Genomic DNA, 11,592 nt, shown 5'->3' on the forward strand with positions numbered 1-11,592 from the left:
TGTTCCCCTTGTCTGGAATGGGGCGCCATGAGCCTGCGGCGCACCCTTATCGGGGCCAGATAATCCGCTGCAGGGGGGCATGAGCAATGCCCCATTGGGGGCAACGGTAGAAAGGTGAGACCTTCAGGTTTCGTATTTCAGGCGGATTATCTCAATTATTACTGAGCATTAGGAAAAAATGACGCGATTTTGTGCACCTGTGCTCCGCGCCGCTGCGACAAGTTTTTGTGCGCCGTTCGTCAAAGTGCTTCACTGGTCGGGATCGCCTCTCACCTGTTAGAGCCGCCGCCGATGAACCGAGCCGTTCCGATTTCGATCGCCGCCTTCCCCGCCAGCAAGCAGGAGGCGGCCTGGCGCGAGACCCTGGCCGGGCTCGCGCTCGCCGGCCGTCTGCCGAAGGACGCGGTGTTTCATTTCGGCGAGGTGTCGATCAAGCGGTCGCCGTCGCAGGCGACTTTCGCCCTGCTGCGCTCCAGCGCCCAGGACCTTACCGCGCTCGCCGAGGCCGAGCCGCAGATCCTGATCGGCTTCGTCAATTATGGCCGCGGCCACCTCACCGATTCCGGCCGCCGCGCGGCCGAGTTCGCCGACGGCGACCTCTGGGTGTGCGATCCGGCGACGCGGTTCTCGGTGCAGTTCCGCAACGATTTCGAACTGCTGCTGCTGCGGCTGCCGCGTGAGCGGCTGGTGGGGCGGCTCGGCCGCGCGGCGAGCGTGCCGACGCTGGTGCTCGGCGAATCCGTGTCCGCCTCCGCCGCCCGCCCGATGATGCGGGCTTTCGCGGCGAATTTCGCCATGATGGAGGATGGCGACGTGATGGCGGCCGAACCGGCGATCACCGAACTCGTGCTGTCCGCCCTGCTGGGCGAGGCGCGGCCGGAGGAGGACAATGCCTCGCAGGTGCAGACCGCGCATTTCGCTCGGGTCTGCGCCCAGATCGAGGCGCGGCTGCGCGAGCCGGACCTCTCCGTGGCCGACATTGCCCGGGCGGAGGGCCTCTCGGCGCGCTACATCCAGCGCCTGTTCGAGGGACAGGACCGCTCCTTCTCCGATTATGTGCGCCATCGCCGGCTGGAGCAGTGTCGGCTGGACCTGGTGAACCCGCAGCATGCCGACCGCTCCATCGCCGAGATAGGGTTTCGCTGGGGCTTTGCCGATCCGGCGCATTTCAGCCGGGTGTTCAGCGCCGCCTACGCGATCTCGCCGCGGGACTATCGAAAATCGGCTGGCTCGACGGTGGAGACGCGCTGGACGCGCGGGCGGCCGATGCATTCGGGTTCGCGCCCGGTGCGGCCGGGGCCGGCGGCGGGCGCGCCCGCTGCGCCGGACCGGAATGTCGTCGCGCCGGCGCTTGTCGCGACGGGCCCCGCCGCGTCCAGCGTGGCGCCGGAGGAGGCCGGTGCGCCCGGCTGCCACCATCTGCCGGTCTCTCGCGACACGGTGCATTGGGGCTATCTCTCGCGCACCATCGCGCCGGTGCTGCGGGTGCGCTCCGGCGCGCGGGTCACGGTGGAGACGCTGACCCAGCACGCCTCGGACGACCATGAGCGGATGATCGCCGGCGATGCCGGCGCCGAAAGCGTGTTCCGCTGGACCCGCGACTTCAAGGCGGTGGACCGGCGCGGCGCCGGGCCGGTGAACGCCACCATTTTCGGGCGCGGCGCCGGGGAGGGTTTCGGCGTGCACATCTGCACCGGGCCGATCTTCGTTCATGGCGCGGAGCCCGGCGACGTGCTGGAGGTGGAGATACGCGACCTGCGGCCGCGCCCGTGCGCCAATCCGGACTTTGCCGGCTATGCGTTCGGCTCCAACGCCGCGGCCGCCTGGGGTTTCCACCATGACGACATTCTCGACGAGCCGCGCAAGCGCGAGGTGATCACCGTCTACCGCACCGACGCCGCCGGCGAGAGCGGCTATGCCGAGGCGGTCTATTCGTTTCGCTGGGCGCCGCAGACCGATCCGTTCGGCGTGGTGCACGAGACCATCGACTATCCCGGCGTGCCGGTGGATCATACCCGCATCGAGAAGCGCGAGACGGTGCTGAAGGGAGCCCGCATTCCCGTCCGTCCGCATTTCGGCTTCATCGCGGTGGCGCCGCGCGAGACCGACATCGTCGATTCCGTCCCGCCCGGCTATTTCGGCGGCAATATCGACAATTGGCGGGCGGGAAAGGGCGCCAGCGTCTATCTGCCGGTGGCGGTGCCGGGGGCGCTGCTCTCGCTCGGCGATCCGCATCTGGCGCAGGGCGATGGCGAAATCAGCGGCACGGCGCTGGAATGCTCGCTGACCGGGGAGGTGCGGCTCGTGCTGCACAAGCGCGGCGAGACCGACAAGTCTTTCCTCAACGGCCTTGCCGCCCCCCTGATCGAGACGCCGGACGCGTGGCTGCTGCACGGCTTCAGCTACACCAACTATCTGCGCGAACTCGGACGCAACGCGCAGTCCGAAGTGTTCAAGCGCTCCTCGCTCAGCCGGGCGCTGCGCAGCGCCGTCCGCGCCACGCGCAAATTCCTGATGGAACGCTACGGGCTGGACGAGGACGAGGCGATCTCGCTGATGTCGGTGGCCGTCGATTTCGGCGTGACCCAGGTCGCGGACGGCAATTGGGGCGTCCATGCCCGGGTCGCCAAGGCGATCCTCGAGCCGGCGGAACGATGAAGCGGGGCTACCGTTCGAGTTCGCGCGTCCGGAAGCTGGGCAGGGCGCGGAGCGCGAAGGAGGTCAGGTGTTCGCGGTCGCGCAGTCCCGACTTCGCGCCTTCGAGGATGGCGAATGCCAGAAGGCTGCGGATGCCCTCGCCGATGGCCAGCCGCTCGGCGACCTGCGCGCAGGCGTGGCTGAAGGCGCTGTCGAGCAGCGCCACGTCTTCGGGCTCGTAGGCCGCTCCGGCCAGCGCGTCGACGACGACGGTCGGCTCAACATAGCGAGACATGTGAGAGGGCATGGCCGACTCTCCCCCTGAGTTGCGCGAAGGACGGGAGTTGCACGAAAAGGGCTGGCATTGCTCGAACGACAGGACATCCCCGAGATCCCCGGTTTTCGGCCCGCGACCGGATCACCGACGACGACAAACGTTAGCATGGAAGCCGGGTGCCGCGACCGCGCGCGGATACCTGTCACGGCGATTTGGGAAAGGCTGACGCCGCCGTGATCCGGCATCATCGATGGCGAGGAAGACGGATGTTCCCGTCTCCGGGAGCGTGGGTTCCTGAAGCCGCCGGCAGGGCAGGCCACGCGGCGGCGGGTCGCGCGATAGTGTCCGCGATTCCGCGTGCAGAAAATTCGTAGTGATTACGCGCGGGTACAGCGCACCGGTCGGGCAGGAGGAAGGGCTGGCACGTCATTCTCCGGTTGCCGGCCCGCTTTTTTCTTCGGCCTGCGGCGAATTCCTGATAGGCTCGACAACATGGTTAAAGATGTGGAAAGACGCGCGCGGTCGCTTTGCGCCGCCGACGCGGAGCGTGCCAATGTGCCAGCGACGGACATTCCGCCGCTGGTGGAGCGCCTCTGGCCGGTCGCGGCGCGCGAGATGATGGGCGTCGCCGATCCGTATACGTTGGTGCTGCCCGAGGATATCGAGGCGCGCGAGCAGGAATACCGCCGCCTGCGCCGCTGACCGATCTGCGCATCCGCCCCTGATGAGGCCGGCCTGTTCCTGCGGGACAGTAGCCGCGCCATCGTTCCCGGCGGCCTCACCCCTCCGGACGGGCCGGGCCCGTCGGCGCCGGTGGCGCGTCTCCGCCGGGTGCGCCTGTATCGCCGGTGATCAGGCGCGCCGTGCGCTGGTAGGTGATGTAGTTCCAGAGCCAGGACAGCGCGACGATGACGCGGTTGCGCGCGCCGACCAGAAAATAGACGTGCACCAGCCCCCAGAACGACCAGCCGAGGAATCCGGTCAGTTCGAACCGTCCCAGCTTCACCACCGCCGCGTTACGGCCGATGGTGGCGAGGTCGCCGGCATGGCGGTAGCGGAAATCCGCCGACGGGGTGCGCGAAAGCCGCGCCTTGATGGCGCGGGCGACATGGTCGCCCATCTGCTTGGCCGCCGGCGCGATGCCCGGCACCGGCCGCCCTGCGCCGTCGACGACGGCGGCCGCATCGCCGATGACGAAAATGTCCGGCTCATCGGGAACGCTCAGATCGGCTCGGACGCGGCAGCGGCCGGCCCGGTCGGCGGCGACGTCGAGCCATTCGGCGGCCGGCGAGGAGCGCACGCCCGCCGCCCAGATCTTGGTCGAGGCCGCGATGCTCTCGCCGTCGGCGAGTTCGAGATGATCGGGCCCGATGGCGACCACCGCCCGTCCGGCCAGCACCTCCACCCCCATCGCCTCCAGCCGCTCGCGCGCATAGGCGGAGAGCCGCTGCGGAAACGCGGGTAGCACCCGGTCTCCGGCCTCGATCAGCAGGATGCGGGCGGTGCGCGGGTCGACACGCTTGAAGTCCGGTGCCAGCGCGTGGCGGGCGATCTCGGCGATCGACCCGGCGAGTTCCACCCCGGTCGGGCCACCGCCGATGATGGCGAAGGTAAGCAGCCGTCTGCGGATGTCCGGATCGGCGGCCACTTCGGCGCGTTCGAACGCCAGCAGGATGCGCCGGCGCAGATGCGTCGCGTCTTCGATGTCCTTCAGCCCCGGGGCGTGGGGGGCCCATTCCTCATGGCCGAAATAGGAATGGGTCGCCCCGGTGGCGAGGACGAGGAAGTCGTAGGCGATCGGCCCTTCGCTGGTGAGCAGGAGGCGGGCGCGGCGATCCACGCCCAGTGCCCGCGCCATCAGCAGGGTGACGTTCGACTGGCGCGAGAGGATATGGCGGACCGGCCAGGCGATGTCCGCCGGCGACAGCGTCGCGGTGGCCACCTGATAGAGCAGCGGCTGGAAGCAATGGTAGTTATGCCGGTCGATCAGCGTGACCTCGACCGCCGCATCGGCCAGGCCGCGCGCGGCCTGCAGCCCGCCAAAGCCGGCGCCGACGATGACGACATGCGGGCGCGGCGGAGGCGCGGTCTGCACGCTGGTGCCAGCCTCCTGCGTGCGCGCGATCACGTCATCCATCGCCGTGCCACCGTCAGCCGTGCCACCGTCAGCCGTGCCACTGTGAGCCATGCCATGTTCAGCCATTCTGCGCTCGCTTTCCGCTTGAGGTTCCGACGGCGCCCCCCGACGCTTCAGCCCCACACAAAAGGCCGCACATCGAAGCACCCGGAACGACCGTCACGCAACTATCCTTGGGTATCGGCAGCCATGCGCGGGCAAGGGGCGGCAGCGGCGGTCGAAGGGGGACAGAGGTGACGGGCATCGGGGCAAGCTGGACTGATCCGCGGGTGAAGCCGGCCCGTAAGCGCAGATGATCATCCGTTCGCTTCAGGGGCACGCTCATGCAGTTCATCGTCGCTTACGTATCGACGGGGGCGGTCTTCCTCGCGCTCGACGCGGTCTGGCTCGGCTTCATGTCGAGCCGGGTCTACCGGCCGCTGATCGGCGATCTGCTGGCCGAGCAGCCCAATTGGCCGCCGGCCGTCCTGTTCTACCTGCTCTACGTCGCCGGCGTGGTGGTGTTTGCGGTGCAGCCGGCGCTGGCCTCCGGCCGCTGGACCACGGCGCTGGCGCTCGGCGCCTTTCTCGGCCTGCTCGCCTACGGCACTTACGACCTCACCAACCACGCCACGCTGCGCAACTGGCCGGCGGCGATGACGGCGATCGACCTTGCCTGGGGCACTTTCCTTACCGCCGCGGCCGCCACGGCGGGCATGCTGGCCACCCGCGCCTTCACGCATTGAGGCGGCTCAGCCGCGGCGCGGCGGGCCGGGCCAGAAGGCGTTGACCCGCCGCTGGTAGTCGCGGAACGCGGCGCCGCGCGCGCGCAGCATGTGCGCTTCGGTCGGCGGGATGCCGGAGGCGTGGACCAGCAGCACATAGATCAGGGCCGGCGCGGCGAGCGCGATGAAGCCGGGAAGGTAGGCGCCCGAAAGGTCGAGCGCGATGACCGGATAGGCGGCCCAGCCCAGCCACTCGAAAAAGTAATTGGGGTGCCGGGTCAGCCCCCAGAGGCCGATGTCGCAAACCTTGCCGCGATGGGCCGGATCGGCACGAAAACGCGCCAGCTGGCGGTCGGCGATCGCCGCGCCGGCAAGGGCGCCAAGGAAGAGGGCGACGCCGAGGCCGTCTCCCTCCCTCCAGCCGGTCGCAGGGTTGTGCGCCGCGGCCGCCACCCCTGCCACCAGAACGAGCCCGGCCAGCGCCTGAACCTGAAGGAAGAGGAAAAGCCGGCGCGACGCCGCCGTGCCCCATTGGCGGCGCAGATCGGCATAGCGCGGGTCATCCTTGCCCTGCAGCGTCCGCCGCAGGATGTGCGCGCCAAGACGCAGCGACCACAGCGCCACCAGCGCGGCGACCAGCCCCTGGCGTGGCGCCCACGGCTCGGCGCCGAGCGGCATCAGCGCGCCCGCGACGCCGGCCGCGCCGGTGGCGAAGGACCAGATGGTGTCCACCCAGCCGTGATTGCCGCTGCGCTCGGCCGTCCACCACGCCGCCGCCATGGCGAGCGACAGCCCGGCGGCGAGAGCGAGGGCCGGCCATAGCAGCGTCACGTGCGGGTATCCGTCAACGCCCGGCGGGCGAAGCCGGCGATGTCCGCCGCGAAGGCGGGGAAGCGCGCGCCGGGGTAGGGGCGGCGGCCGGTGCCGCCGGGTAGATGCGGGCCGGGCCGACGGCAGGTGCCGCCGGCACGGACGAGGTTTTCCAGCGCCGCGCGCATGGCACCTAGAGCCGGACGAAGGGCTGCACCAGCCGGCCGAAGAGGCCGGTCAGCTTCATGTTGCCCTCCAGCGCGGCGAGGCAGATACACTCGCCCTCCAGGTCGACGATCGGCTGGTGCTCGATCTCGTGGTCCATCTCGCTGAGATCGCCCGGCCCGTAGCGCCCGAAGCTGTCGGAGAACGAGCCCGCAATCACCTGGGTGAACTCGGTGCCGACATGGCCGTGCTCGGGCAATTTGCGGCCGGCGCCGACCCGCAGCAGTGTCAGCCGCGCGTCGGGATCTTCCGGCAGCTTCAGGGCGCTGGCCCGCACGCCGAGGCCGATCCAGCGCCAGGGGCCGATTTCGCAGTCGCGCAGCGGCGCCGGAAGCGCGATGCCCCCCGGCAGCGTCGCCGGCGCACGGGGGCGGCCGATGGCGTGCCGCGCCACCGGTGCGTGCCGCGCCGTTTCCTCGTCCTCGATGGCCCGCAGCGCCGAGGCAAACGCGTCCGGTGCCAGGGGGACGGGTTCCATCGCCTCCAGCAGCGCGCCGCCGACGGCCTCGAACGCGACGAGCCGTTCCCGGCAGGCAGGGCAGGTGGCGAGGTGGACGGCGACCACCCGCGCCGGCGCGGCGGGCAACTGCCCGGCAGCGTAGCGCATCAGCGTTTCGTCGCTCGCGTGATGACGGATCGTCATGATTGGCCTTCCAGCAGCGTGCGCAGCCGCCCGAGGGCGAGGCGCACGCGCGATTTCACGGTGCCGAGCGGAAGGCCGAGCTCGCGGGCGATCTCCGAATGCGCCTTCTCGCTGAAGAAGGACAGGCGCAGCACGGTGGCCTGCTCGTCGGACAGCGTTTTCAGCGCCTCCCGCACCCGCGCCTCACGTTCCGCCACCAGCAGCAGGGTTTCGCCGGAAGGCGCGGTCTCGCTCTCCTCCGGCTCGTTAGCCTCGCTGCTCGCGGCTATGCGGGCCCGCCGCAAATGGTCGATCCGCAGGTTGCGGGCGATGGTGAACACCCACGTCGCCGCCCCCGCCCGCGAGGCGTCGAAATAGGATGCCTTGCGCCAGACCGAGAGCATGACTTCCTGGGCGATCTCCTCGGCCGTGTTGGCTGGCAGGCCGGATTTCCGCAGAAAGCCGTTCAGGCGCGGGGCGAAATAGCTGTAGAGCCGCGCATAGGCCTGCCGGTCGCGCTCGGCGGCGACCCTGCCGATCAGGCGCGCCAGTTCCGCGCCGTCCGGCACGGCATCCTCCTTGACGAAACGCGTCACCACCGGCCTCCGTCGCAGGGACGAAGCCGCCATAGGCTCTCCGGATCGGGCATGTTCGAGCAAGGCATTCATGGACCCTTCTACGCGCCGGTCCCGTGGCCGGATCATCCTGCCCGAGGGTGATCCGTCGCAAAGCCGGCAGCGTACACCCTAGACAACCTTGCCTCGCCGCTCCACCGGCATGGAATTGCTGCGTCATGAACTTTCATCAGGGCTTCGTGCCCGGCCGTGCCCTGCGAATCGCCGTTGTCGGCGCCGGGATTTCCGGTCTCGCCGCCGCCTGGTTGCTGTCGAAGCGCCACGACGTCACCCTGTTCGAGGCGGAGAGCCGGCTCGGTGGCCATTCCAACACGGTGGAGGCCGATGGCGTGGCGGTCGACACCGGCTTCATCGTCTATAACGAGAAGACCTATCCCAACCTCACCGCCCTGTTCGCCCATCTCGACGTACCGACCCGTGCCACGGAAATGTCCTTCGCGGCGTCGCTGGATGGCGGGCGGCTGGAATATTCCGGCTCCGGCCTGCGTGGCCTGTTTGCACAGCCGCGCAATCTCGCCTCGCCCCGATTCGCATCGATGATGCTCGACCTGCTGCGGTTCTATCGCGCGGCGCCGCGCGACCTGCCGGGCATGGGCCTCGAAAGTCTCGACACCTATCTCGACGCCCATGGTTATGGCGCGGCGTTCCGGCACGACCACCTCTACCCGATGGCGGCGGCGATCTGGTCGACGCCGGCCGCCGATGTCGGCCGCTATCCCGCCGCCGCCTTCGTGCGCTTCTGCGATAATCACGGATTGCTGCAGCTCACCGATCGGCCGGTGTGGCGGACGGTGCTCGGTGGCAGCCGTCGCTATGTCGCCCGGCTGCGCGAGGATTTTCTCGGCCGCGTCGTCGCCGGAAGTGCTGTCCGCGCCGTCCGCCGCTCGGTCGGAGAGGTCACGCTGGTGGACGCGGCCGGCGAGGCGCGCGCGTTCGACCATGTCGTCCTCGCCACCCATGCCGACCAGGCGCTGGCCATGCTGGAGGGCCCGACCATTGCCGAGCGCGACCTGCTCGGCGCCTTCCGCTACAGCCGCAACGAGGCGTTTCTGCACGCCGATCCCCGCCTGATGCCCCGGCGCCGGGCGGCGTGGGCGGCGTGGAACTACCTCGCCGACCGGCGTAGCGGGGGGGATCTGTGCGTGACCTACTGGATGAACCGGCTGCAGGCGATTCCCGAGAGCCGCCCGCTCTTCGTCACGCTCAACCCGGCCGAGCCGCCCTCTGAAGCCTCGGTGTTCTATCGCGCCAGCTACGAGCACCCGCAGTTCGACGCCGGGGCGATGGCGGCGCAGCAGCGTTTGTGGTCGCTGCAGGGCGCGGGCGGGGTGTGGTTCTGCGGCGCCTATTTCGGTGCGGGCTTCCATGAGGACGGATTGCAGGCGGGCCTCGCCGTCGCCGAAGCGCTCGGCGGCGTGCGGCGGCCGTGGCGGGTGGCGGATGAATCCGGCCGCATCGCCCTGCCGGCCGAGAGGGCGTCGGCGACGTTGCAGGAGCGGGTGTCATGAACGCCGCGTCGGCACTCTATGCCGGATCGGTGATGCATGTGCGGCTGAAGCCGCGCCGGCACCGCCTGGTCTATCGGCTGTTCTCGCTGCTGCTCGATCTTGACGAGATCGACGCGCTGGACCGGAGGCTGCGCCTGTTCTCGCGCAACCGGTTCAACGCCTTCAGCTTCTTCGAGCGCGACTATGCCGACCCGAAGGGCGGGCCGCTGAAGGCGCAGGTGGAGCGGCTGCTCGGTGCGGCCGGGCTGGAGCCGGACGGGGGCGCCATCCGGCTGCTCACCATGCCGCGGCTGCTGGGCTACGCCTTCAATCCGCTCAGCGTCTATTTCTGCCATCGTCGCGACGGCTCGCTGCTGGCGTTGCTCTATGAGGTGAACAACACCTTCGGCCAGCGCCATTGCTACCTGATACCGGTCGGTGCCGATGACGCCGTGCCGCTGCGCCAGAAGGCGGAGAAGCGCTTCTATGTCTCGCCCTTCCTGGATATGGGGCTGACCTATGCCTTCCGCGTCACGCCGCCGGGCGAGGAACTGCGCATCGCCATTCTCGCCAGCGACGACGAGGGGCCGGTCCTGAGCGCGGTGCACAGCGCCACGCGGCGCCCGCTGACCGACGGCCAGCTCGCCGGCGCGCTGGTCCGCTACCCGCTGCTGACGCTGAAGGTGACCGCCGGCATTCACTGGGAGGCGCTGCTTATCTGGGCCAAGGGGATCGCGCTGCGTCCGCGGCCGAAGGCGCCCGACGCGCCCGTCAGCCTTTCGCCCTCACACCGCTCCTGAGGACAGAACCGTATGTCCAGCGACGCCGACAGCTTCACCAATTTGCCCCACGCACGCGACGGGTCCGCCTCCCGCGCCCGTCGCGCGGGATTGCGCGAGGCGGCGCTGGCCCGGCTGCTGCGGCAGCTCGCCATGGGCAGTCTCAGCGTGGTGACGCCGGAGGGCCGGCGGCTCGTCGGACGTGGGCGGCTGCCGGGGCCGGAGGCGACGCTGGTGCTGCATCGCTGGCGGGCGCTGCGCCGGCTGGTGACCGGCGGCGACATTGCGTTCTCGCAGGCCTATATCGCGGGTGACTGGTCGAGCCCGGACCTGCCGGCCCTCATCGAGCTGGCCGCGCACAATCTGCCGGTGTTGGCCGGCCGCGTCGACGCGCTGGCGCCGGTGAGGCTGTGGAACCGGCTTTGCCATGCGCTGAAGAGCAATTCGAAGACGGGCAGCCGGCGCAACATCGCGTTCCACTACGATCTCGGCAACGATTTCTACCGCGCCTGGCTCGACGCCGGCATGTGCTATTCCTCGGCCGTCGCCATCGAGCCCGGCCAGACACTGGAGCAGGCCCAGCAGGCCCGGCTCGCCCGCATCGTCGACATGCTGGAGGTTCGGCCGGGCCAGCGCGTGCTCGAAATCGGCTGCGGCTGGGGCGCGCTGGCGGCCGCGCTGGCGCAGGCGGGGACGGCGGTCACCGGCATCACCCTGTCGCGCGAACAACTCGCCCATGCGCAGGCGATGATCGCCGCCGATCCCGCACTGGCCGGGCGTGCCGAGCTGCGCCTGCAGGATTATCGCGATGTGGCAGAGCGTTACGACCGTGTCGTTTCCATCGAGATGCTGGAGGCGGTGGGGGAAGCCTATTGGCCGACCTATTTCGCCAAGTTGCGTGCGTGCCTGGAGATGGGCGGGACGGCGGTGCTGCAGGTGATCACCATCGCCGAGGATCGCTTCGAGGCCTACCGGCGCAACACCGACTTCATCCAGCGGCACATTTTCCCCGGCGGCATGCTGCCGACCAAGGAGCATATCGCCGAACAGGCCCGGCTGGCGGGGCTCGAACTGGTGGAGAACCGGTGCTTCGGCCTCGGCTATGCGCAGACGCTGGCCGAATGGCGCGCCCGCTTCCTCACCGCGTGGCCGCAGATCGAGGCGCTGGGCTTCGACGCCGATTTCCGCCGGCTGTGGGAGTACTATCTCGCCTATTGCGAAGGTGGATTCCGCGCCGGCGCCATCGATGTCGGGCTTTACCGGCTGAAGGGGTAAGCGG

12 protein-coding genes are annotated in these 11,592 nt (G+C 69.7%); 6 read left to right on the plus strand and 6 right to left on the minus strand.

Translation table 11 applies throughout. The features are described from left to right. The first annotated feature begins 291 nt into the window (after window positions 1–291). Window positions 292–2,658 carry an acetamidase/formamidase family protein gene (locus KHC23_RS05730; RefSeq protein ID WP_213370386.1) on the plus strand — a complete coding sequence of 789 codons (2,367 nt, stop codon included), beginning with the start codon at window positions 292–294 and terminating at the stop codon, window positions 2,656–2,658. A 7-nt stretch (window positions 2,659–2,665) separates the two neighbouring features. On the opposite strand, the gene KHC23_RS05735 is transcribed toward KHC23_RS05730, so the two are convergent. Continuing rightward, the gene (locus KHC23_RS05735; RefSeq protein WP_213370388.1) at window positions 2,666–2,944 is read right to left on the minus strand and encodes a hypothetical protein; all 279 of its coding nucleotides are present in this window, start codon (window positions 2,942–2,944) and stop codon (window positions 2,666–2,668) included. Window positions 2,945–3,271: 327 nt separating this feature from the next. On the opposite strand from KHC23_RS05735, the gene KHC23_RS24320 reads away from it, so the two are divergent. Next, on the plus strand, window positions 3,272–3,616 hold the full coding sequence (locus KHC23_RS24320) for a hypothetical protein (RefSeq protein WP_246544284.1): 345 nt from the start codon (window positions 3,272–3,274) through the stop codon (window positions 3,614–3,616). 76 nt (window positions 3,617–3,692) lie between these two features. On the opposite strand, the gene KHC23_RS05745 is transcribed toward KHC23_RS24320, so the two are convergent. Further along, complete coding sequence (locus tag KHC23_RS05745) at window positions 3,693–5,051, minus strand: NAD(P)/FAD-dependent oxidoreductase (protein ID WP_213370751.1); 1,359 nt, start codon at window positions 5,049–5,051, stop codon at window positions 3,693–3,695. Between the two features lie 323 nt (window positions 5,052–5,374). On the opposite strand from KHC23_RS05745, the gene KHC23_RS05750 reads away from it, so the two are divergent. Continuing rightward, the gene (locus tag KHC23_RS05750) at window positions 5,375–5,776 is read left to right on the plus strand and encodes a DUF2177 family protein (protein WP_213370390.1); all 402 of its coding nucleotides are present in this window, start codon (window positions 5,375–5,377) and stop codon (window positions 5,774–5,776) included. A 6-nt stretch (window positions 5,777–5,782) separates the two neighbouring features. On the opposite strand, the gene KHC23_RS05755 is transcribed toward KHC23_RS05750, so the two are convergent. The 4 genes from KHC23_RS05755 to KHC23_RS05770 are packed head-to-tail and all read right to left on the minus strand — an operon-like array spanning window position 5,783 to window position 8,041. Further along, entirely contained in the window at window positions 5,783–6,586 is an 804-nt protein-coding gene (locus tag KHC23_RS05755; RefSeq protein ID WP_271188672.1) for a DUF1295 domain-containing protein, read from the minus strand. Further along, a complete protein-coding gene (locus tag KHC23_RS05760) occupies window positions 6,583–6,753 on the minus strand; it encodes a hypothetical protein (protein ID WP_213370392.1) in 171 nt (56 codons plus the stop codon). The genes KHC23_RS05755 and KHC23_RS05760 overlap by 4 nt, the downstream gene beginning before the upstream one ends. 5 nt (window positions 6,754–6,758) lie before the next feature. Next, complete coding sequence (locus tag KHC23_RS05765; RefSeq protein WP_213370394.1) at window positions 6,759–7,433, minus strand: ChrR family anti-sigma-E factor; 675 nt, start codon at window positions 7,431–7,433, stop codon at window positions 6,759–6,761. Further along, the gene (locus KHC23_RS05770; RefSeq protein WP_213370396.1) at window positions 7,430–8,041 is read right to left on the minus strand and encodes a sigma-70 family RNA polymerase sigma factor; all 612 of its coding nucleotides are present in this window, start codon (window positions 8,039–8,041) and stop codon (window positions 7,430–7,432) included. Before KHC23_RS05770 ends, KHC23_RS05765 begins: the two co-directional genes overlap by 4 nt. A gap of 164 nt (window positions 8,042–8,205) precedes the next feature. Here KHC23_RS05770 and KHC23_RS05775 point away from each other — a divergent pair, with 164 nt between their 5' ends. Genes KHC23_RS05775 through KHC23_RS05785 form a run of 3 tightly spaced genes read left to right on the plus strand, consistent with a single transcriptional unit; the run spans window position 8,206 to window position 11,588 of the window. Next, window positions 8,206–9,555 (plus strand): NAD(P)/FAD-dependent oxidoreductase, encoded by a 1,350-nt coding sequence (locus KHC23_RS05775; RefSeq protein ID WP_213370397.1) that lies wholly within the window; start codon window positions 8,206–8,208, stop codon window positions 9,553–9,555. Then, window positions 9,552–10,334 carry a DUF1365 domain-containing protein gene (locus KHC23_RS05780; RefSeq protein ID WP_213370399.1) on the plus strand — a complete coding sequence of 261 codons (783 nt, stop codon included), beginning with the start codon at window positions 9,552–9,554 and terminating at the stop codon, window positions 10,332–10,334. The genes KHC23_RS05775 and KHC23_RS05780 overlap by 4 nt, the downstream gene beginning before the upstream one ends. A gap of 12 nt (window positions 10,335–10,346) precedes the next feature. After that, window positions 10,347–11,588: an SAM-dependent methyltransferase gene (locus tag KHC23_RS05785; protein ID WP_213370401.1), complete on the plus strand. Its 1,242-nt coding sequence runs from the start codon at window positions 10,347–10,349 to the stop codon at window positions 11,586–11,588. Window positions 11,589–11,592: the final 4 nt, after the last annotated feature.

Origin of the sequence: Ancylobacter dichloromethanicus (genome assembly GCF_018390645.1) — a bacterium.
Lineage (GTDB): Bacteria > Pseudomonadota > Alphaproteobacteria > Rhizobiales > Xanthobacteraceae > Ancylobacter > Ancylobacter dichloromethanicus.

Bases quoted from the DNA above. Each gene is read 5' to 3' on its own strand.
- KHC23_RS05730 (WP_213370386.1), top strand. From the start codon at position 292: ATGAACCGAGCCGTTCCGATTTCGATCGCCGCCTTCCCCGCCAGCAAG.
- KHC23_RS05735 (WP_213370388.1), bottom strand. From the start codon at position 2,944: ATGCCCTCTCACATGTCTCGCTATGTTGAGCCGACCGTCGTCGTCGAC.
- KHC23_RS05745 (WP_213370751.1), bottom strand. From the start codon at position 5,051: ATGGATGACGTGATCGCGCGCACGCAGGAGGCTGGCACCAGCGTGCAG.
- KHC23_RS05750 (WP_213370390.1), top strand. From the start codon at position 5,375: ATGCAGTTCATCGTCGCTTACGTATCGACGGGGGCGGTCTTCCTCGCG.
- KHC23_RS05760 (WP_213370392.1), bottom strand. From the start codon at position 6,753: ATGCGCGCGGCGCTGGAAAACCTCGTCCGTGCCGGCGGCACCTGCCGT.
- KHC23_RS05765 (WP_213370394.1), bottom strand. From the start codon at position 7,433: ATGACGATCCGTCATCACGCGAGCGACGAAACGCTGATGCGCTACGCT.
- KHC23_RS05770 (WP_213370396.1), bottom strand. From the start codon at position 8,041: ATGGCGGCTTCGTCCCTGCGACGGAGGCCGGTGGTGACGCGTTTCGTC.
- KHC23_RS05775 (WP_213370397.1), top strand. From the start codon at position 8,206: ATGAACTTTCATCAGGGCTTCGTGCCCGGCCGTGCCCTGCGAATCGCC.
- KHC23_RS05780 (WP_213370399.1), top strand. From the start codon at position 9,552: ATGAACGCCGCGTCGGCACTCTATGCCGGATCGGTGATGCATGTGCGG.
- KHC23_RS05785 (WP_213370401.1), top strand. From the start codon at position 10,347: ATGTCCAGCGACGCCGACAGCTTCACCAATTTGCCCCACGCACGCGAC.